The sequence below is a fragment of the Bradyrhizobium sp. USDA 3397 genome (genome assembly GCF_054060965.1).
This window is the reverse complement of record NZ_JBSSDS010000001.1, coordinates 1401806-1423668: the sequence shown is the minus strand read 5'-3', so window position 1 is coordinate 1423668 and position 21863 is coordinate 1401806. Positions and strand designations below refer to the sequence as shown.

At 65.2% G+C, this 21863-nt stretch carries 23 protein-coding genes and 1 pseudogene; 15 read left to right on the top strand and 9 right to left on the bottom strand.

All coding sequences use genetic code 11. The features are described from left to right. Nucleotides 1-89: 89 nt before the first annotated feature. Complete coding sequence (locus ACVWYQ_RS06650; protein ID WP_456725531.1) at nucleotides 90-1223, bottom strand: glycosyltransferase family 4 protein; 1134 nt, start codon at nucleotides 1221-1223, stop codon at nucleotides 90-92. Between the two features lie 201 nt (nucleotides 1224-1424). Here ACVWYQ_RS06650 and ACVWYQ_RS06645 point away from each other — a divergent pair, with 201 nt between their 5' ends. Then, complete coding sequence (locus ACVWYQ_RS06645; protein WP_456725530.1) at nucleotides 1425-3770, top strand: GumC family protein; 2346 nt, start codon at nucleotides 1425-1427, stop codon at nucleotides 3768-3770. A gap of 249 nt (nucleotides 3771-4019) precedes the next feature. Here the strand turns inward: ACVWYQ_RS06645 and ACVWYQ_RS06640 are convergent, their stop codons facing one another. After that, complete coding sequence (locus ACVWYQ_RS06640) at nucleotides 4020-5201, bottom strand: GNAT family N-acetyltransferase (RefSeq protein ID WP_271538052.1); 1182 nt, start codon at nucleotides 5199-5201, stop codon at nucleotides 4020-4022. Between the two features lie 128 nt (nucleotides 5202-5329). On the opposite strand from ACVWYQ_RS06640, the gene ACVWYQ_RS06635 reads away from it, so the two are divergent. Further along, nucleotides 5330-6376, top strand: coding sequence for a polysaccharide deacetylase family protein (locus ACVWYQ_RS06635; protein ID WP_271538051.1), 1047 nt, complete (start codon nucleotides 5330-5332; stop codon nucleotides 6374-6376). Here the strand turns inward: ACVWYQ_RS06635 and ACVWYQ_RS06630 are convergent. Further along, nucleotides 6360-6581, bottom strand: a complete 222-nt coding sequence (locus ACVWYQ_RS06630) for a DUF2842 domain-containing protein (RefSeq protein WP_225156946.1) — start codon at nucleotides 6579-6581, stop codon at nucleotides 6360-6362. The genes ACVWYQ_RS06635 and ACVWYQ_RS06630 overlap by 17 nt on opposite strands. A 110-nt stretch (nucleotides 6582-6691) precedes the next feature. On the opposite strand from ACVWYQ_RS06630, the gene ACVWYQ_RS06625 reads away from it, so the two are divergent. Next, on the top strand, nucleotides 6692-7774 hold the full coding sequence (locus tag ACVWYQ_RS06625; RefSeq protein WP_271538050.1) for a COX15/CtaA family protein: 1083 nt from the start codon (nucleotides 6692-6694) through the stop codon (nucleotides 7772-7774). Nucleotides 7775-7793: 19 nt separating this feature from the next. Here the strand turns inward: ACVWYQ_RS06625 and ACVWYQ_RS06620 are convergent, their stop codons facing one another. The 4 genes from ACVWYQ_RS06620 to ACVWYQ_RS06605 all read right to left on the bottom strand — a co-directional run bounded on the left by ACVWYQ_RS06620 (nucleotide 7794) and on the right by ACVWYQ_RS06605 (nucleotide 11112). Continuing rightward, nucleotides 7794-8138, bottom strand: coding sequence for a hypothetical protein (locus ACVWYQ_RS06620; protein WP_271538049.1), 345 nt, complete (start codon nucleotides 8136-8138; stop codon nucleotides 7794-7796). A 107-nt stretch (nucleotides 8139-8245) separates the two neighbouring features. Then, nucleotides 8246-9526 (bottom strand): O-acetylhomoserine aminocarboxypropyltransferase, encoded by a 1281-nt coding sequence (locus tag ACVWYQ_RS06615; protein WP_157283522.1) that lies wholly within the window; start codon nucleotides 9524-9526, stop codon nucleotides 8246-8248. 150 nt (nucleotides 9527-9676) lie between these two features. Further along, entirely contained in the window at nucleotides 9677-10261 is a 585-nt protein-coding gene (locus ACVWYQ_RS06610) for a CoA-binding protein (RefSeq protein ID WP_157283523.1), read from the bottom strand. A gap of 26 nt (nucleotides 10262-10287) precedes the next feature. Next, nucleotides 10288-11112 carry an enoyl-CoA hydratase gene (locus tag ACVWYQ_RS06605; protein ID WP_404540809.1) on the bottom strand — a complete coding sequence of 275 codons (825 nt, stop codon included), beginning with the start codon at nucleotides 11110-11112 and terminating at the stop codon, nucleotides 10288-10290. An 85-nt stretch (nucleotides 11113-11197) separates the two neighbouring features. On the opposite strand from ACVWYQ_RS06605, the gene ACVWYQ_RS06600 reads away from it, so the two are divergent. The 6 genes from ACVWYQ_RS06600 to ACVWYQ_RS06575 all read left to right on the top strand — a co-directional run bounded on the left by ACVWYQ_RS06600 (nucleotide 11198) and on the right by ACVWYQ_RS06575 (nucleotide 14874). After that, nucleotides 11198-11626, top strand: coding sequence for a PaaI family thioesterase (locus tag ACVWYQ_RS06600; RefSeq protein ID WP_024341189.1), 429 nt, complete (start codon nucleotides 11198-11200; stop codon nucleotides 11624-11626). A 158-nt stretch (nucleotides 11627-11784) separates the two neighbouring features. Continuing rightward, nucleotides 11785-12249 carry a 50S ribosomal protein L13 gene (gene rplM, locus ACVWYQ_RS06595; RefSeq protein ID WP_018642440.1) on the top strand — a complete coding sequence of 155 codons (465 nt, stop codon included), beginning with the start codon at nucleotides 11785-11787 and terminating at the stop codon, nucleotides 12247-12249. Between the two features lies 1 nt (nucleotide 12250). Then, on the top strand, nucleotides 12251-12730 hold the full coding sequence (gene rpsI, locus ACVWYQ_RS06590) for a 30S ribosomal protein S9 (protein WP_018642439.1): 480 nt from the start codon (nucleotides 12251-12253) through the stop codon (nucleotides 12728-12730). 229 nt (nucleotides 12731-12959) lie between these two features. Next, nucleotides 12960-14180: a GGDEF domain-containing protein gene (locus ACVWYQ_RS06585; RefSeq protein ID WP_157283525.1), complete on the top strand. Its 1221-nt coding sequence runs from the start codon at nucleotides 12960-12962 to the stop codon at nucleotides 14178-14180. 60 nt (nucleotides 14181-14240) lie between these two features. Beyond that, a complete protein-coding gene (locus tag ACVWYQ_RS06580; RefSeq protein ID WP_157283526.1) occupies nucleotides 14241-14477 on the top strand; it encodes a hypothetical protein in 237 nt (78 codons plus the stop codon). A 100-nt stretch (nucleotides 14478-14577) separates the two neighbouring features. Continuing rightward, a complete protein-coding gene (locus ACVWYQ_RS06575) occupies nucleotides 14578-14874 on the top strand; it encodes an antibiotic biosynthesis monooxygenase family protein (protein ID WP_025036647.1) in 297 nt (98 codons plus the stop codon). Nucleotides 14875-14951: 77 nt separating this feature from the next. Here the strand turns inward: ACVWYQ_RS06575 and ACVWYQ_RS06570 are convergent, their stop codons facing one another. Next, nucleotides 14952-16103: an AI-2E family transporter gene (locus ACVWYQ_RS06570; protein WP_404540813.1), complete on the bottom strand. Its 1152-nt coding sequence runs from the start codon at nucleotides 16101-16103 to the stop codon at nucleotides 14952-14954. Between the two features lie 136 nt (nucleotides 16104-16239). Here ACVWYQ_RS06570 and ACVWYQ_RS06565 point away from each other — a divergent pair, with 136 nt between their 5' ends. From ACVWYQ_RS06565 to ACVWYQ_RS06555, 3 genes and pseudogenes are all read left to right on the top strand, one after another. Continuing rightward, nucleotides 16240-16944 carry a hypothetical protein gene (locus ACVWYQ_RS06565; RefSeq protein WP_404540815.1) on the top strand — a complete coding sequence of 235 codons (705 nt, stop codon included), beginning with the start codon at nucleotides 16240-16242 and terminating at the stop codon, nucleotides 16942-16944. Between the two features lie 90 nt (nucleotides 16945-17034). Continuing rightward, nucleotides 17035-17808 (top strand): gamma-glutamyl-gamma-aminobutyrate hydrolase family protein, encoded by a 774-nt coding sequence (locus tag ACVWYQ_RS06560; RefSeq protein WP_036025392.1) that lies wholly within the window; start codon nucleotides 17035-17037, stop codon nucleotides 17806-17808. 145 nt (nucleotides 17809-17953) lie between these two features. Next, nucleotides 17954-18160 (top strand): annotated as a pseudogene (locus tag ACVWYQ_RS06555) (REP-associated tyrosine transposase); the annotation flags it as partial. 209 nt (nucleotides 18161-18369) lie between these two features. Here ACVWYQ_RS06555 and ACVWYQ_RS06550 read toward each other — a convergent pair. Further along, nucleotides 18370-18624, bottom strand: a complete 255-nt coding sequence (locus tag ACVWYQ_RS06550) for a hypothetical protein (RefSeq protein WP_404540817.1) — start codon at nucleotides 18622-18624, stop codon at nucleotides 18370-18372. A 190-nt stretch (nucleotides 18625-18814) separates the two neighbouring features. Here ACVWYQ_RS06550 and ACVWYQ_RS06545 point away from each other — a divergent pair, with 190 nt between their 5' ends. From ACVWYQ_RS06545 to ACVWYQ_RS06535, 3 genes are all read left to right on the top strand, one after another. Next, nucleotides 18815-20197: an NfeD family protein gene (locus ACVWYQ_RS06545; protein WP_404540819.1), complete on the top strand. Its 1383-nt coding sequence runs from the start codon at nucleotides 18815-18817 to the stop codon at nucleotides 20195-20197. Beyond that, nucleotides 20194-20955 (top strand): slipin family protein, encoded by a 762-nt coding sequence (locus ACVWYQ_RS06540; protein WP_036025384.1) that lies wholly within the window; start codon nucleotides 20194-20196, stop codon nucleotides 20953-20955. The genes ACVWYQ_RS06545 and ACVWYQ_RS06540 overlap by 4 nt, the downstream gene beginning before the upstream one ends. 82 nt (nucleotides 20956-21037) lie before the next feature. Further along, nucleotides 21038-21757: an alpha/beta hydrolase gene (locus ACVWYQ_RS06535; RefSeq protein ID WP_456725529.1), complete on the top strand. Its 720-nt coding sequence runs from the start codon at nucleotides 21038-21040 to the stop codon at nucleotides 21755-21757. Nucleotides 21758-21863: the final 106 nt, after the last annotated feature.

Below are 21863 nucleotides of genomic sequence, written 5' to 3'. Positions count from 1 at the left end.
GGCACGGCCTTACGCGCCCGGGCAAGCATCCCCTGGCGCTTCGATTATCGAACAAATCGGAAGATTTTCTAAAGCTGGCTTAAGGATGGTTAATGATTGGCAAATGCGTCGCGATAGCCGGCGAGCACGCCCTCGACCATCGCGGCTTGCGAGAAGTGCGCCGAGATACGCTCGCGCAAGGAGAGTGCGCGTTGCGCGGTCGTTTGCGGATCGTCCAGCGCTGCGGCGATCGCCTCCGCCATGGCCTCGGGATCGCTGGGCGCGAACAGCGCGGGGCTGTCGACGCCCAGGATCTCGGGAATGCCGCCGATCTTGGATGCGATCATCGGAATGCCCGCGGCGCCGGCCTCGATCACGACGTAAGGCATGGAATCGCCGCGCGAGGGGACGACGAGCAGCCGCCCCTTGGAGAAGCCGTAGCGCGCCTTGACGTGACCGATGAAGCGGATGGCGCTCGCCAGGCCGAGCCGATCGACCTGTGCTTTCAGCGCGGCCGTCTCCTCGCCGTCGCCGCCGAGCGTGAGCGTCACCTTCTTGCCGCCCTCGTGCAGGCGCGCCACAGCATCGACCAGCAGGTCGGCGCCCTTGATGTGCCTGAACTCGCCGACATAGCAGAGGTCGGTCGCATCCTCGGCGGTGACGACCGGCTCGAATTCCTCCGGCGTCACGCCATTGAAAACGCAGTGCACCACGCCCTTGGGCGTGCCGACGATGCGCTGATAGGTGTCGCGGGCAAAGGCGCTCTCGAACAGAAACAGGTCCGTCGAGTCCATCAGCGCGCGTTCGAGCCGTGCGTAGAATTCGCCCTTGAAGGTGTTGAGCGGATAGTGCAGCGAGCCGCCATGCGGGGTGTAGATCCGGATCGTGTCGTCCGAGCGCCGCCGCATGCGGATGAAAGCACCGGCCTTGGCGCCGTGGCCGTGCAGCACGTCGGGCTTGAGCGTGGCGATGAGCCGCCGCATGCGGAGCCATACCAGGACGTCGTCGGGCGACGGCTCGCGGCGGATCGCCATGCGGTGGACGCCGAGCTTCAGGCGCGGCGCAAGCTCGGTCAGCGCCTTGTCGGCGCGCTCGCCGCCGGTGAGGCTGTCGGCGAGGATGCCGACATGATGGCCGCGGTCGACCTGGCCGTTGGCGACGTCGAGGATGTGGCGGAAGATCCCGCCGACCGGAGCGCGCACGGCGTGAAGGATGCGAAGCGGCCGGTCGGGAGAGGGGGGCATGATCAAAACCAGCTCGACGGCGACTGCCGAACAATTCTCACGAAATAATCGAGATGGATTAAGGGGCCTCGTGGTTAACAAACGGTGACGGCTCGGCGCGCGCAAGGCGCGTGTCGTGGCGATTAACCCAGCGGCAACCTTAATGGAGTGTAATCGCCCCGGTTGAGGTAGAGTCGCAGCGTTGCCCTGCGGGAGTGTTCGATGCGTTTAGCGTTCTGGCGTGCCGGCAAGGAAAAGGCTGTGATCGCGCGGGCCGTCGCGAAGTCCAAAGGCGAAGCTGCGCCCAAGAGCGAAACGAAGGCTGAAAAGCGCGAAGCGAAGGCCGAGAAGATCGAAGCCAAGGTTGAGGCCAAGATCGAAGCGAAGCCCGCAGCGAAGTCCGCTCCCGTCATCGCCAAGCCTGGGCAGGTCGAATCCGGCGACATCGACCTGCACGCGCTCGGTGCGGCCCTGGCGCGCAAGCGCGGCTGGGTCATCGTGCCGACGGTGCTGGCGCTCGTTGCCTCGCTCGCCATCGTCAATCTCGTCACGCCGCGCTACAAATCTGAAACCCGGATTCTGATCGACGGCCGCGAGAACGTGTTCCTGCGTCCGAACAGCGACCGCACCGAGGAGCGGCAGGCGCTCGATGCCGAGGCCGTCACCAGCCAGGTGCAGCTGGTGCTATCGCGCGATCTGGCGCGCGAGATCATCAAGAAGAACAAGCTCGCCGAGCGCCCCGAATTCGATCCGGTGCTGCAGGGCATCTCGCCGCTCAAGTCGCTTGCCGCGCTCGTCGGCATCGTCCGCGATCCGTTCGCGATGACGCCGGAAGAGCGCGTGCTCGATTCCTATTACGAACGCCTTCAGGCCTACGCCGTCGACAAGTCGCGCGTGATCGTGGTCGAATTCCAGTCCGCCGATCCCGAGCTTGCCGCGCGCGTCGCCAACTCGATCGCAGACGGCTATCTCGTGCTGCAGCAGGGGGCGCGCCAGGAGCAGGCCAAGAACGCCAGTCAATGGCTGGCCGGCGAGATCGAGAGTTTGCGCAAGAAGGTCTCGGACGCCGAAGCCAGGGTCGAGGACTTCCGTTCAAAGTCCAGCCTGTTCATCGGTACCAACAACACCACGCTGTCGAACCAGCAGATGGGCGAGGTCAACACCCAGCTCAACAATGCGCGCTCGATGAAGGCGGATGCGGAATCCAAGGCACGGCTGATCAAGGAGATGCTCCAGAGCGGCAAGCCGATCGAGGCATCCGAGGTCGTAAACTCCGAATTGATGCGCCGGCTGTCGGAGCAGAGGGTCACGCTGCGCGCCCAGCTCGCCGAGCAATCGTCGACGCTGCTCGGCAATCATCCCCGGATCAAGGAGCTGAAGGCGCAGCTCGGCGACCTCGACAATCAGATCCGCGATGAAGCCGCCAAGATCTCGCGCTCGCTCGAGAACGACGCCCGCATCGCCAGCGGCCGGGTCGATGGCCTCACCGTGAGTCTCGAGCAGCTCAAGAAGCAGGCGGCCTCCACCAACGGCCAGGACGTCCAGCTCCGCGCGCTGGAGCGGGAAGCCAAGGCGCAGCGCGATCTGCTCGAGACCTATCTCGCCAAGTACCGCGAGGCCAACACCCGCGAGACCATCGACACCGCGCCGACCGACGGCCGCATCATCTCGCGCGCCATCGTCTCGAACACGCCGGCCTATCCGAAGAAGCTGCCGATCGTGCTGATCGCGACGATCGCAACGCTGCTGCTCTCGTCCGGCGTCGTCGTCACCGGCGAGCTGCTGCGACAGACCGCGCCGGGCGCGGCGATGAGCTCTGCGCCGGCGCCGGTGCGCGAGGAGCCGCTGGTCGTTCAGCGGGCCATCGAACCCGTGGTCGACAGGGGCGGCGAACCAATGTTGGATCCGATGTTGGCGGAGCCCGCGCCGCTGCAGCCGGAGATAACGGCCGATTTGGATACGAGCGAATTCGCCGAGATCGAACGTCTGGCCGACGAACTGCGTGCCGCAGGCACTGCGGCCAAGAAGGTCACGGTGCTCGGCACGGCGCCCGGCGAAGCCATCACGCTGTCGACGCTGACGCTGGCGCGGAACCTGGCGCGCGATGCACGCGTCGTCGTGGTCGATCTCGCCGCCTCCTCGCCGACCATTGCCGCAGTCTCCGCCGATGCGCAGGCTCCCGGCCTTGCCGAGCTGATGCAGGGCGAGGCCTCGTTCGCGCAAGTCATCACCCGGGACAAGCTGTCGCGGCTGCATCTGGTGATGGCCGGCCGTCCCGGCTTCGACCGCAGCCTGCTGCAATCGCCGCGCGTCGCACTCGCGATCGACGCGCTGCTGCGGGCTTACGACCACGTGCTGATCGATGCCGGCAGCGCCTCCGACCTTCCGGCCGAGCTGTTGACGGCGCATGCCCGCGCCGTCGTGGTGCCCGACGCCGCGATGGCACCGGATGCGCGCGCGCAGATGTGCGAGCAGCTGAGAGCCGTCGGCTTCAGCGCGGTGGCGATGCTGAGCAAGCCGGTGCAGCCGTCCGATGCCGCCGAGACGCCGCGCGTTGTCGCGGCGTAGGTGAGGGACGCCGCTGCCGGGCGTTCGAGAGACTGAGTGAAATTGGTGCTGCTCTTACCCTCCCCTGGAGGGGGAGGGTCGATCGCGCGCAGCGCGAGCGGGGTGGGGTGATCTCTCCACTCGGGCACTGTTGGATGTGGAGGGACCGTCACCCCACCCCGTTACGCATTTCGCTTCGCTGCATGCGTAACGACCCTCCCCCTCCAGGGCCCTCCAGGGGAGGGTGCAAGGCTCGCTGGTGGAGAGGTCTTACCCGAACGCCTGCCGCAGCCGGCGGGCCATGTCGAACAGCATCTGGTTCTGCTTCACCAGCCGCTTGCCGTGGCTGAGCGAGGACATCGCCATCGCCGCGAGCCTGCCGCGCGAGGTCAGGGGCACGAAGCTGTCGAAGATCTCCTCGTCGTCCTTGCAGAACATCCGCTTGTAATCGTCCGAGCCGATGCCGAGGTCGAGCGAGCGGTAGCCGCGCTCGCCGTAGCGGTCGATGATGTAGCGCATCAGGATCAGGCCGGGGCTGTAGCGGGCGTGCTCGGACATCGTGTAGGTGTTGAACATCATCGAGAAGCGCTCGCCGTCGGCGACGCCGGCGAAGATCGCGATCACCTCCTCGTCGCATTCGAGCGCATGGATGTCGATCACGTGACCTTCGCCGCGCGGCGCGAGGCAGGCGCTGCGGACGAATTGCTCGACGCCGGGTTCGGAGAAGACGTTCGGCAGCTTCTGCTCCGCCATCCGCGCCGGCTTGACACGGAAGAACCAATCCAGCAGGCGAATGACGTCTGCGTCCGACGTCGCCAGGTGATAGCGGTAGCCGGCGAGGGACTGAAGCTTCTTCTCCTTGCTCTTGAGGCGGCGGCGGAGGGAATTGCTGATCCGCGATGCCGGCGGGCCGTCCGGCTCCATCACCAGTCGCGGACAGCCGTTGATCGGGCGCTGCCGCGGCAGGGCTGCAAACGGGTTTTGCTGGTCGTGCCAGCGCTCGGGCTGCTGTGTCAGTGCGAGCACGTCGGCGTGCTCGCCGAGCGGCGCAAGCAGTGCATCGAGATCGGCGCTGGCGGCCTCGGCTGCGAACTCGGCGTTCCAAAGGCCCATGTTGAAGGTGGTGTGCTTGCCGCCCATGAAGCCGGCGGTGCGCACGCCGTGGCCCTGCCGCAGCGAGAGCGGCAGCAGCAGGAGCGGGCGGCGATCGGCGTCGCGGGCGATCACGATGAACGGCCGGGCACCTTCACGGGCGCCGACCAGCCGCTGCCACGGATCGAGCAGATCGAAGCGCTGGTAGGGCGTGAAAAGATGGCCACTGGCCTCGAAGCCGCGCCAGACCGCCTCGGCCTCAGCGAGATCGGTGACGATGTCGACCTGTGCGATACGGCTCGCTCTCGACCGCGCTGGCGCTTCTGCCGTCCGGCTTTGCATCGCCGCAGCCATGGTCATTCGCGAAACCTGTCGAGAAATCGAAAATACGTACTTCGGCCCGTGGCCGACCTTTGCAAACAAAGGTCAACAAAGGGTAATGACTTGGGCGAGGGAACTGACCGCCGGCGCGCGCGAAGGGTGGGATTTTGGCTTCCGACGACAGATGGCTGGAACGGCTGCGCCTCGAGCTGGCCTGGTTCACCGGCCAGGCCGCGCTGCGTAGTCGCGGTGCCGGCGCCATCCTGCGCTTCCGCTACGTGCGGCCGCGGCGGCGCGGATTTCAGCCGCTGCGCGAGCACGAGATCACGGCACAATTCCTCGACCGCGCCATCCGCGCGCTGAAGCGGTGGAACTACGATTTCCTCGGCATGGACGAGGTCTGCCGGCGTGCGGTGACGCTGCCGGAGAAGCGGCGCTTCGTGGCGCTGACCTTCGATGGCGCCGGCAAGGATCTCATCAGCTTCGCCTATCCGGTGCTGGCGCGTCACGCCGTGCCATTCACGATCTATGTGCCGACCGCTTTTCCCGACGGGGTCGGCGAGGCCTGGTGGCTCGGGCTGGAGCAGGTGATTGCGCGCGAGAGCCGCATCGACCTGATGATGGGCGAGAAGGAGCAGCGCTTCACGGTGGCCGACAAGGCCGGAAAGCAGGCGCTGTTCTCGCATCTGGAGAGCTGGCTGCGCTCGCTGCCGCCGGCGGATGTGTCGGCAGCGATCGCCGATCTCTGTACGCGCTATCGGATCGACCTCGCTGCGCTCTCGCGCGAGGCGTCGATGGATTGGGAGGACCTCGCCAGGCTCGCCGGCGATCCGCTCGTGACGATCGGCAGCGCAACGGTGAACTATCCGATGCTGGCCAACATGAAGGACGCGGCCGCACTGCGCGAGATGACGATGGGCAAGGCCGTGGCGGAATCGGCCTTCCAGCGCGAGATCAGGCATTTCGCCTATCCGTTCGGCGACCGCGCTTCGTTCCGGCGCAGCCACGTCGTGATGGCAGAGCAGGCGGGCTTCGCCAGCGCGGCCTCGACGATCCCGGGCATCGTGGAGGCGGAGGGACGCACGAACTTGCGCGCGCTGCCGCGGATCTCCTGGGACGGGCGCGTGCGCTCGCTGCGGATGCTGCGCGTGCTGGTGTCGGGCGCCGCCTTTGCGCCGGTGCGGCCGACCGGGAGCGCTACGAGCCAGACCTGAGGCGATCGGGCCGCTGCATCCAGCTCACGATCGGCATCGCCGGCAGCACCCAGCCCATGCCGACCACGACGTAGTAGATCGCCTGCCGCCAGCCGGATTCGGCGATCCACGGCATCTGCGCCACCGCCATGCCGAGCAGGGCCCAAACGGTGGCCAGCACCAGCAGCAGGATGGCGCCGAGGAACTTGCGGGTGCGGATCGTCATGGCGGGAACTTTAAGGCTTTCGCGTTACTTGCGCTGCGGGAGCGGGGGACTATAAGGGGCACGCAATCCGGTTCAAGTCTCTTCGCCACGGGCTTGGTTTTGTCCTTGAAATGACGACGAATTCCGCCCCATCCGAGCCGCATCGCGCCGTGCGCTGGTGGCTTATCTGTGTGGCCGCGCTGATCGCGTTGATGGTGCTGGTCGGCGGCGCGACACGGCTGACGGAATCGGGCCTGTCGATCGTCGAATGGAAACCGGTCACGGGCAGTGTTCCGCCGCTGTCGGAAGCGGCATGGGCCGAGGCGTTCGAGGCCTACAAGAAGATCCCGCAATATCGCGAGCTCAATTCAGGCATGAGCCTGTCCGAGTTCAAGACGATCTTCTGGTGGGAGTGGAGCCACCGGCTGCTCGGCCGTTTCATCGGCGTCGCCTATCTGCTGCCGTTCCTGTTCTTCCTCTGGCGCGGCGGATTGTCGATTGAGCTGAAGCGCAGGCTGTGGCTGCTGTTCGCGCTCGGCGGCCTCCAGGGCGCGGTCGGCTGGTGGATGGTGGCTTCGGGCCTGACGGAACGCACCGAGGTGTCGCAATATCGGCTGGCGACGCATCTTTCGCTCGCGCTCCTGATCTTCGCCGGTATCGTCTGGACGGTGCGGCGGCTCGAGCAGCGACCTCAGATCGCGGCGTCCGCGCGGCTACGGTTCACGAGCGCGGTGCTGCTCGTGGTGACCTTCGTGCAGATCTATTTCGGTGCGCTGGTCGCGGGCCTGCGGGCCGGGCGGGCCTACAACACCTGGCCTGAGATTGATGGGGCGCTCATCCCCTCGGCGGAACGGTTGTGGTTCGAGACGCCGTGGTGGCGCAACATGTTCGACAATGTGCTGACGGTGCAGTTCGAGCATCGCATGACCGCCTACGTGTTGATCGTGCTGGCGCTGCTGCATGCGATCGACGCGGTGCGCTCGCGTGCAGGTGCGGCAGCGAGCGGCGCGTTGTGGCTGTTCGCGGCGGTGAGCGTGCAGGCGGTGCTCGGCATCCTCACGCTGCTCAACCAGGTGCCGATCGATCTCGCGCTGACCCATCAGGCGGTTGCGATCGTGGTGTTGACGCTGGCAGTGGTGCAGGTGGAGCGGCTGGCGTCACGGCAGTCGGCGCAGGCGCAGCCGCGCGCGGTCCCCGTGGGTCAGCCCGGCTGATCACCATCAGCCCGGCTGATCAGCAATAGCCGTAGACGCCGCACGCATAGGGCAGGCGCCAGAAATAATCGACCTGTTTCCCGCCGTAATAGGCGCCCTGATAATCGTAGCTCCAGGGGCGGCCGTAATAGCCGGGCAAGGTGTGGGAGCCCGGCAGCAGCGGCGTGCCCGGCAGGTTGCGGATGTAGCTGCCGATGCCGTAGGCCGGCGAGATCAGCGCATCCGGATCGGTTTCGACATAGACCTGAGGTGGTTCCTGCGGCGGCCCGGCCGCGCGCCGCTTCGGCGTCGCCGGCAGATCGGCGGCAATGGCCGCCGAGGCCGTCAGCATCACAGCCAGGGCGGGCACCATCCAGCGCAGCATCGTCGGCTCCGAATCAAAAGGGGCGATCCAAGCACGACGTATGGGGCAGATATGGTTAATGAGGGTTAACCGGCGGCGGCCAAAACGGCCGCCGTCGTTCCCAGGCGCTACGCCCCCAGCGCCTGTTCCAGATCCGCGATCAGGTCCTCCTTGTCCTCGATGCCGACCGAGATCCGGACCACGTCCGGGCCGGCGCCGGACTTGATCTTGGCGGCATCGTCGAGCTGGCTGTGCGTGGTCGAGGCCGGATGGATCACCAGCGAGCGGGTGTCGCCGACATTGGCGAGGTGCGAGAACAGCTGCAGCTTCGAGACCAGGCTGACGCCGGCGTCGTAGCCGCCCTTCAGGCTGAAGGTGAACACCGCGCCGGCGCCCCGCGGCGCGTATTTGCGCGCGAGCTGATTGTACTTGTCGCTCGGCAGCCCGGCATAGCTCACCGAGGCCACCGCCGGATGTCCCGCGAGGTATTCGGCAACGGCCTTGGCATTGTCGCAGTGCTTCTGCATGCGCAGGGGCAGCGTCTCGATGCCGGTCAGGATCATGAAGGCGTTGAACGGCGACAGCGCCGGGCCGAGGTCGCGCAGGCCGAGCACGCGGCAGGCGATTGCGAAGGCGAAATTGCCAAACGTCTCCTGGAGGCGGATGCCGTGATATTCCGGGCGCGGCTCCGAGAGCATGGGGTACTTGCCGCCCGTGGACCAGTCGAAGGTGCCGGCATCGACGATGATGCCGCCGAGGGAATTGCCGTGGCCGCCCAGGAATTTCGTCAGCGAGTGCACGACGATGTCAGCGCCATGATCGATCGGGCGGATCAGATAGGGCGAGGCTAGCGTGTTGTCGACGATCAGCGGCACGCCCGCCTTGCGCGCCACGGTCGAGATCGCCTCGATGTCGGTGATGCTGCCGGCGGGGTTGGCGATGGACTCGATGAAGATCGCTTTCGTGCGCGGCGTCACCGCACGCTCGAAGCTCGCGATATCGTCGGGATCGGCCCACACCACGTTCCAGCCAAAGCTCTTGAAGGCGTGCGTGAACTGGTTGATCGAGCCGCCATAGAGCTTTCGCGCGGCGATGAATTCGTCGCCGGGTTGAAGCAGCTGCTGCAGCACCACGACCTGCGCGGCATGGCCGGAAGCGACCGCGAGCGCGGCCGTGCCGCCTTCGAGCGCGGCGACGCGTTCTTCCAGCACCGCATTGGTGGGATTGCCGATGCGGGTATAGATGTTGCCGAACGCCTGCAGGCCGAACAGCGAGGCGGCGTGGTCGGCATCGTTGAAGACGAAAGAGGTCGTTTGATATATCGGAGTCGCGCGCGCGCCGGTGGTGGGGTCGGGCTGTGCACCGGCATGCACGGCGAGCGTTGAAAATCCCGGAAGGCGATCGCTCATTTGGGCGTCCTGTTCTTGTGGCCTGAAATTCGCGCGGCATGCTGATCGGCGCCGTGCCCGCCGTCAAGGCGCGGCGTCACATCGGAATCATTTTGGGAACGATCGTGCTGCGCATTGTCGCGTTTGCGAAACGAAGCCTTCGCAATCGCGTCAGCTTTGCTCGCTCTTGTTCTTCGCGGCGCGGTCCGATGCGGCGGTGTCGCCACCGCCGACACTCATCCGATTGAGGGACAGCCGCATGCCCTGCGTCGGCACCGGCGCGCGCTTGGAACTGAGCGTGCGCGAATTCACGCCCATCCAGGAGATTTCTGACGACAGGCGGCCATATTCGATCTTGGGACAGCGGTTCATGACCACCTTGATCCCGACTGATTCCGCTTTCGCCGCTGCCGCGTCGTCGCGCGCGCCGAGCTGCATCCAGATCACCTTCGGCAGCGGGTCGAGCGTGAGCGCCTCCTCGACGACGGGCATGATGTGGCTGGAGTTGCGGAAGATGTCGATCATGTCGACGGGACGGCCGATGTCCGACAGTGACGCGACGAACGGCTTGCCGAGCAGCTCCTTGCCGACATGGCCGGGATTGACCGGGATCATGTCGTAGCCGCGCTGCATCAGGTATTTGAACGCGAAATAGCTCGGCCGCACGTTAACCGGCGAGGCCCCGACCATCGCGATCGATTTCACGCTGTTGAGGATGCCGCGGATGTAATTGTCGGGATAGGCGTCGTGGTTCATCACTTATCTTTTCTTGTTGGCGGGGGTCATTCATCCCGCCATGTCGGCGCGCGCTTCTCGATGAAGGCGCCGATGCCTTCCTCGGCGTCGCGCGCCATCATGTTCTCGGTCATCACCTCTGCGGCATAGCGATAGGCGTCTGCAAGGCTCATCTCGGCCTGGCGGTAGAAGGCCTCCTTGCCGAGCTTGATCGTGTAGGCGGATTTCAACGCGACCTGTTGCGCGAGCTCGATCGCGGCGCCGAGTTCGGTGCCGGCGGGAACGACACGGTTGACGAGCCCGATCTCGCGGGCGCGTTCGGCCGTGACAGGCTCGCCCGTCAGCAGCATCTCCATGGCCTGCTTGCGCGGGACGTTGCGCGACAGCGCCACCATCGGGGTCGAGCAGAACAGGCCGATATCGACGCCGGGTGTGGCGAACTTCGCCTCCTCCGATGCGATCGCAAGATCGCAGCTGGCGACGAGCTGGCAGCCGGCAGCGGTCGCGATGCCCTGGACGGCCGCGACCACGGGCTTCGGCAGATGCACGACCGCCTGCATCATCGCGCTGCAGGCCGTCATGATCTGCGCAAAATAAGCCCGGCCCCGATCCGGATCGGTGCGGCGCGCGGTCAGTTCCTTTATGTCGTGGCCCGCGGAAAAAGCGGGGCCGTTGGCCGCGATGACGGCCGCGCGGATGTGCTTGTCTTCCGCGATCGCGTTGAGGCTCGCATGCAGCTGTCCGATCATCGCCTCGGAAAGGCTGTTGCGCGCGGCTGGTCGGTTCAGCGTGAGCACGGCGACGCTGCCGACGATCTCGCGCAGCAGGATCGGCGGTTGCGGGGTGGGGGCGCGGGCGGCCTGAACGGACATTGACGCGATTTCCGCTAAATGATTGCAATTGGATGACACCGATAACTTAATGTAACAGGGCAGGCGAAGCGAGGGTGGGGACGGCATGGCGTTAGCGAAAATGAGCGTGGCGGAGCTCGAGCGGTTCCTCCGTGATGAGTTTCCCCAGGCCTTCAGCGGTGACGACATCACGATCGAGAGCGCGGACGGCCAGACCAGCCTCTTGCGCCAGCGCTACAGCGAGCGGATGTTGCGGCCCGGCGGAACCGTGTCCGGGCCGACGCTGATGGCGCTCGCGGATTTCGCGATGTACGTGGTGCTGCTGTCCGCGATCGGGCCGATCGGGCTCGCCGTCACCACCAATCTCAACATCAACTTCCTGCGCAAGGGCCAGCCCGGGCAGGACGTGCTGGCCGAGGCCCGGCTGCTCAAGCTCGGCAAGCGCCTTGCGGTCGGGGAGGTGAACCTCTTGTCCGGGACCTCACCCGATCCGATCGCCCATGTCACCTCGACCTATTCCATTCCAAACGTTTGAGCTTTTTGCAGGTAATATCGCACCATATTTTTAAGTTATTGAATTTGCTTAGCTATTTTCAGATCTGGGGCATTGACCGTTGCGCCGCTCTTCTCTAGAACCGCGCGCAGTCTGGTGCGGTGTTCGCGCCGATATCTCCCGTCCACGGAAACTCCGACATGAAAACCTTTTCGGCAAAGCCGGCTGAGGTGACGAAGAAGTGGGTGCTGATCGACGCCAAGGGTCTGGTCGTCGGCCGCCTCGCCACCATCGTCGCCATGCGCCTGCGCGGCAAGCACCTCCCGACCTACACCCCGCACGTCGATTGCGGCGACAACGTCATCATCATCAACGCGCAGCATGCGGTCCTCACCGGTCGCAAGCGCGAGCAGAAGACCTACTACAAGCACACCGGCTATGTCGGCCACGTCAAGGAGCGCACCGCGCGCCAGATCCTCGAAGGCCGTCATCCCGAGCGCGTGCTCGAGAAGGCCGTCGAGCGCATGATCCCGCGTGGTCCGCTCGGCCGCGTGCAGATGGGCAACCTCCGTGTCTACGGCGGCGCCGATCATCCGCACGAGGCGCAGCAGCCCGAGAAGATCGATATCGCCAAGTTGAACCGCAAGAACACGAGGGCCGCATAACATGGCCGAATCCATTCAGTCGCTCGACCAGCTCTCGCAGCTCAAGACGGCGGCCGCGCCCGAGGCGCCCAAGCACGAGAAGAAGGTTGACAAGTTCAATCGCGCTTACGCCACCGGCAAGCGCAAGGACGCGGTCGCCCGCGTCTGGATCAAGCCGGGCGCCGGCAAGGTCACCGTCAACTCGCGCGAGGTCGAGGTCTATTTCGCCCGTCCCGTGCTGCGCATGATGATCGAGCAGCCGTTCTCCGTGGCTCAGCGTTCGGGCCAGTACGACGTGATCTGCACCGTCGCCGGCGGCGGCCTGTCCGGCCAGGCCGGCGCGGTCCGTCACGGCATCTCTAAGGCGCTCACCTATTTCGAGCCGGAGCTGCGCTCCGTGCTCAAAAAGGGTGGCTTCCTCACCCGCGACTCGCGCGTGGTCGAGCGCAAGAAGTACGGCAAGGCCAAGGCCCGCCGCTCCTTCCAGTTCTCGAAGCGTTAATCGCTTTTGTCGCATTCGCCGCGAAAGCGGCTTCAATGAGATGCAAAAGGGCGTTGATTTCAGCGCCCTTTTTGTTGTTCGTTTGTATGCAAATTGATGGCGTGTTTCCCGAAAACTTAGGGACCGGCGAAAACCTGAATGGAACTCGCGAGACCTAGCGTCGCCTTCGGAAGGGCGCGCAAATCGGCTGGGCCGATCGCGTAACTGCTATGTTCTAGAGGGGGCCGACATGATGTCGCTCGATAGCATCACGCTCTATTTAGTCGCCACAATGGTTGCCGCACTGCTCGGCGCCATGATGGTGTTTTTCGGCAAGCAGGAGAACAGCCCGGCGCTGAAATGGTGGGGCACCGCCTATCTGCTCGGTGCCGCCTCCGTCGCACTATGGACCGCGGCGGGCGACAAGCTGGGGCCGCACATTTACCTTGCACTGAACGCCGTTGGTTTCGTCGCCTGCGGCATGGTCTGGAACGCGGCGCGCGTCTTCCACGGCCGCAACCCGAACTGGCCGGGGCTCGTGCTCGGCGCGCTCGCCTGGGTCGCTGCTGCGACGCTGCTCGATCCCGCGGCATCGATGCTGCGCATGCTCGTCGGTGCCGGCATCGTCTCGGTGTACGCGGCGCTGACTGCGAGCGAGCTCTGGACCGAACGGCGCAAGAGCGTGCAACGGCGCTGGCCCGCCTTCGTGATGCCGGTGATGCACGGCTGCGTGTTGATGCTGCCGATCCTGATCGGCAGCTTCCTGCGCCCGCATGATGCCGGCTTCTCCTCGAGCATCTGGGTCACCGTGTTCGCGGTCGAGCTCATACTCTACGCCGTCGGTACCGTGTTCGTGATCTTCATGCTGGTGTCGGAACGCACCGTCACCGCGCACCGAACGGCGGCATCGACCGATCCCTTGACCGGCATGCTCAACCGGCGCGGCTTCTCGGAGGCCTGTGCGCGCGTGATCGAGCGCGAGGCCAAGGCCGGGCGGCCGGTGACCGTGATGATCTTCGACATCGACCATTTCAAATCGATCAACGACCGCTTCGGCCATCCCGCCGGCGACGAGATGCTGAAGCTGTTCTCGACGGTCGTGGTCAGCAATTTGCGCATCTCCGACCTGTCGGGCCGCATCGGCGGCGAGGAGTTCGCCGCGCTGTTGCCGTGCTCGCTGGAGGAGGGCGTGCTGGTCGCCGAGCGCGTGCGCGAGGCGTTCGAGACCTCCGGCGTCGTCGTCGATGAAGGCCCGGTCGATACCACCGTCAGCATCGGTGTCGCCGGCGGTCCGGCCGGCACCGAGCTCGAGGTGTTGCTGGCCTCGGCCGATACCGCGCTCTATCAGGCCAAGCGCGGCGGCCGCAACCGCGTCGAGGCGGCCGAGGAGCTGCCGCTGTCGCTGGAGAACTGGCGCCGCCAGAGCGCGGCGCGGACCGGCGCACCGCAGGCGCGTCCGGTCACCGCGTGAGAATGCAGGGCGGGCTTGCGGTAAATCTCTGTTTACCATTCGATCCCTACCATCGTGGTCATGGAATCGATCCGTCGACGGAATCCGCAAGCCGCCCTGATGTCGCTCGAAGCCGAAGCTGCCTCGGCCCGCGGCGGTTTCGCCTGTCTGTTCTCCACCGCGGACGAATACGAGAGCGCGCTGATCACCGAGCGCCGCGCGCAAGGGCGCTACACGCAGCAACGCAGCTACTGGCCGTTCGTGTTGTTCACGGGTTGTGCGCTGATTGTGACGGGCACCGTCCTGCTGTTCGCCTGACGCACCCGCAATTTGGCCGGGCAGGGCGCCGTTTCGGCGCCTTTTTCTTTGGCGCCGGCTACGCTAGACACGGGCATCGAACAAACAGGGTGGAAAGCCGATGATCACCGAGATCGCGCAAATCGACGTCAAGCCGGGCAGCGAGAAGGACTTTGAGGCGGCCGTTGCCAAGGCCAAGGCCGCTTTCGGCCGCTCCAAGGGCTTTCACGGCTTCGAGCTGCACAAGTCGATCGAGAAGCCGCAGCGTTACCGGCTGATGGTGAAATGGGCGACGCTGGAGAACCACACCGTGGACTTCCGCGGCTCGGAGAATTTCACCGAATGGCGCGGCCTGGTCGGCCAGTATTTTGCCGCGCCCCCCGAGGTCGAGCACACCGAGACCGTGCTGACGACCTGAGGCTTTATGTCGGGAGCATGATCGGAAAACCGCTCCACACTTTGCGCTAACGCGGCCCTCCGGGGCCGGATCATGCTCTAGGCCGCCTCCGCGAGAGGCGACGCCTCGTAGGTCTTGACGTGGTCGATCATGACCTTGGCGATCGCGACCAGCGGCAGCGCCAGCGCCAGGCCCCAGATGCCGAACACGACGCCGAGCAGGATCTGGAACGCGAACAGCGTGGCCGGCGGGATGTCGAGTGCCTGGCGCTGCAGGATCGGCGTCAGCACGTAGCTTTCCATCGCGTGCACGCCCATGAACAGCAGAAATGCCGACAAAGCGGGGATCCAGCCCGAGGCGAGGCTCGCCAGCACCACGATGACGCCGGCGATGATGGCTCCCACCGTGGGGATGAAGGCGAGCAGGCCCGCCTGGATTCCTAGGATGAACGCGCCGGGGATGCCGATGACGGCAAGTCCGATCCAGGTTACGGCACCGACCGCGATCATGACGATGATCTGGGCGATCAGCCAGCGCTCGAGCGTTTCAGCGATACGATCGATGACCAGGGCGACACGGGTACGGTGCCGCGCCGGTGCCAGGAACAGCAGGCCGTCATGATAGACGCTGGGCTGGGCGGCGAAGGCCAGGCCCAGGAACAGTACGATGAAGATGTTGCCGACGCCGTGGATGGTGCCGAGCAGCAGCTTGAATGTCTGGCTCACGATCGCCCCGCCGCTGGAGGCGAGCGTGCCGGCACTGGGCAGCGGAGCGCGCGAAGGAGTTGCCGGCGCGGGCGTTGCCTCCGAGGAGGTGTTGGCGGCGGGGTCCGATGCAGCGTTGCCGAGATCGAAGAAGCTGGTGTCGATGCCGTGGCTCTCGAGCAGGGATCTGACATTGGTGATCTGCGACTTGATGGTCTTGCTCAGCAGCGAGGCCTGTTCGGCAATGGTAGCGCCGCCGAGATAGGCGACGCCCGCGAGCAGCAAAGCGAGCGCGACGCAGACGATTGCAAGCCGGATCGTGTGAGGCAGCTGGACCCGGCGGCCGAGCGCATTGACCAGAGCGTTGAGACCGAGGCCGAGCAGCATGCCGGTGAAGATCAGCAGCAGGGTGGCGGCAAAATACCAGGTGAAGGCGAGCAGCGCGGTGAACAGCACGACGCCGATGCCTCCGACCGCGATCGCCCAGGCCTGATCCCGCGCGAGGTCGGCACGGGAGCGGGATCGTTCATCTGCGGGAAAGGTCACATCGTATCCTGTCTTTGGTGGCTGCAATGGGGGGCACTCTTTCGACAAACGCGCCTCCGATCAAGAGCGGCAACGCGCCGGTTTGACGCTGCCGCGCGAACGGTGCAGAGCGGTGGCGAAAGGAAGTGAGGGGCGCTTGGGCATTATCAGCAAGTGGGCGGGTCTGCTCGGGCTGTTGGCTTTGCTCGTCGGCGGCGACCAGATCCGGATCAACAGGCCGGACCACAAATACCGCCTGACGGTCGAGGTGACGACGCCCGCCGGGATCAAGACCGGGTCGGCCATTCTCGCTGTCGTGCCCGATCGCAACTATAACCGCAGCGGCCGCACCACGACGCGCGGGGAGGCCGTGTTCGTCGATCTCGGCCAAGGCAAGAACATCGTGGTGTTGCTGGCGCACCAGCAGGGCGCCAAGCTCGACCTCGACGACATCAACTATGTGGCGCTCCGCGCCTATGGCGCCGCGCGCGGCAGCCGGGTGTCGTTCAAGGACATGAGCCGGCAGACCGGCATTGTCCCGGTGCAGGGGGAGCTCATCCCCGTGCTCGTGAGCTTTGCCGACCTCAGGGATCCCAACACCGCGCGCCTTGTCGCCAGCGACAAGGCAGAGGCAATCCTGGGCGAGGGCTATGCGATCCGCGGCTTCTCCGCCGAGGTGGTGCCCAACGGGCTCTGGCCGATCGACTTCGGAGGCGCGCTCGGGGAGCCCGTGACGCGCGGAATCGAGGCCAAGCTTCCCTGGCTGGCCGCGCCGGGCGAGACAGCGGCAATTGCGCTGAAGGCCGCGGGCCTGCCCGTCGAGGGTGGGTTGGACGCCCGGGAGGCATTTGCGCGGAAATAGCATTGCCGTCCCGCGATCCCCTCTGTTGAATTTGTTCCATCGGAGGGGCATGTTCGGGGAATCTTCTTATCCGGAGGCGCGGAACGAGAGATGAGAAAGCCGGTCGTCGGCGTGATCGGGAATTCCTATCGCGTCGAGAATCGATTTCAGGTCCAGATGGTTGGCGAGCGAAACCTGCGCGCCGTGGCCGAAGTCTCCGGCGGCTTGCCGCTGATGTTCGCTGGAGCCCCCGACATCACGGATATCCCGGCGCTGCTCGATACCGTCGACGGCATCATCCTGACCGGGGCCCGGGCCAACGTTCACCCAACCCGCTTCAACGTCGATCCCTGCGAGAAGCACGAACCCTACGACATCCACCGCGACGAGGTCGCGCTGGCCCTCTCGGTCGCCTGCGTCGCCCGCGGCATTCCGCTGTTCGGCATTTGCCGCGGCCTGCAGGAGATGAATGTCGCCTTCGGCGGCTCGCTGCATCCCGAGATCCGCGAGATCCCCGGCCGCATGAACCACCGCATGCCCCGGCTCGAGAACGGCGAGATCCATCCCGATCCGACCGTGGTGTTCGCCGACCGCCACGACGTCGAGCTGACGCCCGGCGGCGCTTTCGCCACGATTCTCGGCTGCGAGAAGATCCGGGTCAATTCGCTGCACGGACAGGGCATTCTCGATCCCGGCAAGCGCGTGCTGATCGAGGGCATCGCCGAGGACGGCACCATCGAGGCGATTCGCATCGCGGAAGCCCCGAGCTTTGCCCTCGGCGTGCAATGGCACGCGGAGTACGACCCGCAGCACAATCCGATCAACCGCAAGCTGTTCGAGGCCTTTGGCGAGGCGCTGGTGACAAGGCAGAAGGCGGAGGCGTAGCCGCGGTCGTGTCCCGGACCAGCTGCAACGCGGAGCGTTGCGGCGCAGAGCCGGGAATCCAGCTTCTGCCACGTTGCACTCGGCTTGGACTGAGTAGGGCGGATTAGCCGAAGGCGTAATCCGTCATCTTTAGTTCATGGGGAACAGGTCCTGGGAGCACCTCATCCGCGACGAAACCGACTATGCACGCCATATCGAGTATTGCTACATCAACCCAGTCAAGCGCGGATATGTGACCCGCGTGTTGGATTGGCCGCATTCGTCATTTCACCGAGATGTCGAGGCCGGACTGTTTCCGGCGGATTGGGCAGGAGATAGCAACGCGGATGGTAACTTTGGCGAACGTGCGTGAGCGTCGCACGCAGTAGGCGGATTACGCCTTCGGCTAATCCGCCCTACGAGGACTGTTTATCCAAGGTGCATCCCGAATTTCCGACGGAGTAAACCAATCAGTAGGAATTGCTCCGTCCTGGTTTTTGCGGCTCTGATTTGTTCTTCGAGAACGAATTGGAGTCAGATGCAGAACGAAAGCTGATGGCCTCTCCGTGGCGCGGGGTTTCTCTACTGTGTTGAATCGTAGGTGCGCACAGGCTGTGCCCAGCGAAGCGCCGCGACCGGACTGCGTCCATCGGTCATGCCACCGGCACCAGCCTCACACCGCCCGCTCCATCCGTCGCGCACGATAGGATTGCGTGACATCAGTGCCAGCTTGCGGAAGCTGCTCTCATCCTCATAGCCGGCAGCGCGCGCGATAGTCTTGATCGGCTGCGTCCTCGATTCCAGCAGGGTGCGCGCGTGCTCGACACGGCGGCGCATGATGAAGGATTGCGGCGGCTCGTGCGTGAGTCCTGGAATTTTCGGTTCAACGTACGCTGGCCGAGGCCGAGCGCGTCGGCAATCCTGCATGGGCATTCCCATTGCGTTGCACAATCGCAATGTTGATCTCCACGCGCAGCATTGAGGTTCATGAGAAGAATACCATATGCTCTGCAAGGGAGCCCGTGCCGTGCAGACCATGAAGGCGGCCCTCGTTGCGGCGATCACCGCCGTGGCTTTGAGCTGCTGCCTCCTTCCCAGCTCAGCGGAGGAGAGCAAGCGCGTAGCCCTTGTTGTTTCGATCGACGGGGCGATTGGCCCGGCGTCAGCCAGTTACGTGCGAGAGGCTTTGGCCATGGCGAGCGAACGGCGCGCCGAGGTCGTGCTTCTGAGGATGAACACGCCCGGCGGGCTCAATTCCAGCATGCGCGAGATCATCGCGGATGTGCTCGCCTCGCCCGTCCCTGTCATTGGCTACGTCGCTCCCTCCGGCGCCCACGCGGCGAGTGCGGGGACCTATATCCTTTACGCGACCCACATCGCGGCGATGGCACCAGGTACCAACATCGGTGCGGCGACGCCGGTCCAGATTGGCGGGCCGCTGCCGGGCCTGCCGAGCGGCACACCCGACAAGGATGGCAAAGACAAGAGGGATGAGCCGAAGGACGCGATGACGGCGAAGGCCACGAACGATGCCGTCGCCTTCATCCGAAGCCTCGCCGAGCTGCGCAACCGCAATGCGGAGTGGGCGGAGAGGGCGGTCCGCGAGGCCGCAACACTCTCTGCCAACGGCGCGCTGGAGGCACATGCCATCGATCTCGTCGCGCGCGATCAGGCTGAATTGCTGCGGCAGGTTGATGGCCGTGTGGTGGAGCTCGCAGGCGGCAAGACGCAACGCCTCGCAACAAAGGATGCTGTCGTCGAAGCCATCGAGCCCGGACGGATATCCCGGTTCCTGGCGGTCATCACCAACCCGAACGTGGCGTTCATTCTCCTGATGGTCGGTATCTACGGCCTGATCTTCGAGTTCATGTCTCCCGGAGCCGTCGCCCCGGGAGTCGTCGGCGCGATCTGCCTGCTGATCGGCCTCTATGCGCTCAATTTGCTGCCGATCAACTATGCCGGCCTCGCCCTGATGCTGGTGGGACTCGTGCTTCTCACCGTCGAAGCCTTCAACCCGACCGTGGTGGTCGGCTTCGGCGGCATCATCGCTTTCGTGCTGGGAGCAATGATGCTCTTCAGGAGCGAGGCGCCTGGATACCAACTGTCCTGGTGGGTGATCGGCACCACCGCGGTCGTGTTCAGCGGCTTTGCTCTGGTCGTGCTTGGCTCGCTTCGGCGCGTCCGCAAAGCTCCTGCGCTGGTCGGCGCACAGGCCATGCGCGGCTTGCCCGCCGAGGTTCTCGACTGGAACGGGAACGAAGGTCATGTCTTCGCCCATGGTGAGCGCTGGCAGGCGCGCGGCGCCGAAACCTTCAAGCCCGGAGAGACGGTGGAGGTCGCCAATGTCGTCGACCTGACGCTGCTGATACGCCGCACACCCGCCCGGACAGGCGAGGGAGGTACATCATGACGCTGGAATATCTGACGTATGCGGCGCTTGCGCTGCTTGTCATCGTGTTTCTATCCCAGGCTATTCGAATCCTGCGCGAATACGAGCGCGGCGTCGTCTTCACGCTCGGCCGCTTTACCGGTGTGAAGGGCCCGGGCCTGATACTCCTCATCCCGATCGTGCAGCAACTCGTCAAGGTCGATCTGCGGGTGATGGTGCAGGTGGTGCCGCCGCAGGACGTGATTTCGCGGGACAACGTCTCCGTCAAGGTCAACGCCGTCCTGTACTTCCGCATCGTCGACCCCGAGCGCGCCATCATCAAGGTCGGCGACTACATGGCGGCGACCAGCCAGCTCGCCCAGACGACGTTGCGTTCGGTGCTCGGCAAGCATGAGCTCGACGAGATGCTTGCCGAGCGCGACAGGTTGAACGCCGATATCCAGGAGATCCTCGACAAGCAGACTGACGTCTGGGGCATCAAGGTCACCGGCATAGAGATCAAGGACGTCGATATCAACGAAACCATGGTTCGCGCGATTGCCAAACAGGCTGAGGCGGAGCGCTTGCGGCGAGCCAAGGTGATCAATGCGATGGGCGAGCAGCAGGCCGCCGAAAAACTCGTCGAAGCCGGCCGGATCCTGGCGCAGGAGCCTCAGGCAATGCAGCTGCGTTACTTCGCGGCTCTGCACGACATCGCCGGTGAACGCTCGTCGACCGTGGTGTTTCCGCTCCCCACCGGCCTGCTCGACCATTTGATGCCGCGACCTAACAACCCATAACAGAAAGCGGCGAGGTGCTGATCGCGAGCGGGCGCCACGGCTCCGACCGAGCTGCAGCGGGCGTTCACGGCGACGTGGTAGAGTGCAGGCAGATCCCATCTTCTGTTGCATGGTTCGAGGGTATGGACTCACCCTGCCGTCTCGACCATTCGGTCCGCCCGAGGAATTGCCATTGTCGGTTCATGACCATTGTTTCATCGAGAGTGCCGCTCCGGATCGTACCCCGTTGCTGATGCTTCACGGTTCGAGCGGTACGGAGCGCGACATGGTGCCGCTGGCTGGGTTGCTCGCCCCGGGCTCGATGGCCGTCGCGCTTCGAGGCGCCGTGCCCTGGGAGGCCGGCTTCGCTTTCTTTCGCCGGTTCGAGGATCGCTCGATCGATGAACGCGATCTACTTGCCCGAGCCGAGGTGCTGGCCGCCGAGGTGGTCCGGATCGGGAAGAACTGTCGCTTCCCGAGGCCGCCGGTCGCGATCGGCTTTTCGAACGGCGCCATCATGGCCGCTGCGCTGCTCATGCTCTATCCTCGCTGTCTCTCCGGTGCCGTTCTTCTCAGGCCGCTGTCGCCGTTCGCGGTCGACCCGGACACGCGCCTCTCGCGCTTCCCGGCTCTCCTGATCGATGGTGACAACGACGCGCGGCGGCTGCGCGGCGACGGGGCTCGCCTGGCGCAACGGCTGGCGCATATGGGCGCCGATGTAACGCATCACCTGCTGCCGACGGGGCACACGATCACGGAGGACGACATTGGCCTGACGCGCGAATGGTTAAAGCCGCTGCTCGGCCAGCCAGAAGGTGGATAGAGCCGCGCCGAACGATAAATGCTCGCGAACGCCGCCACGGATCCCCGCCTTCTGTCGGGTCTTCCTGCGAGCTGCCAAAACGAAAAGGCGCCTCCTTCCGGAAGCG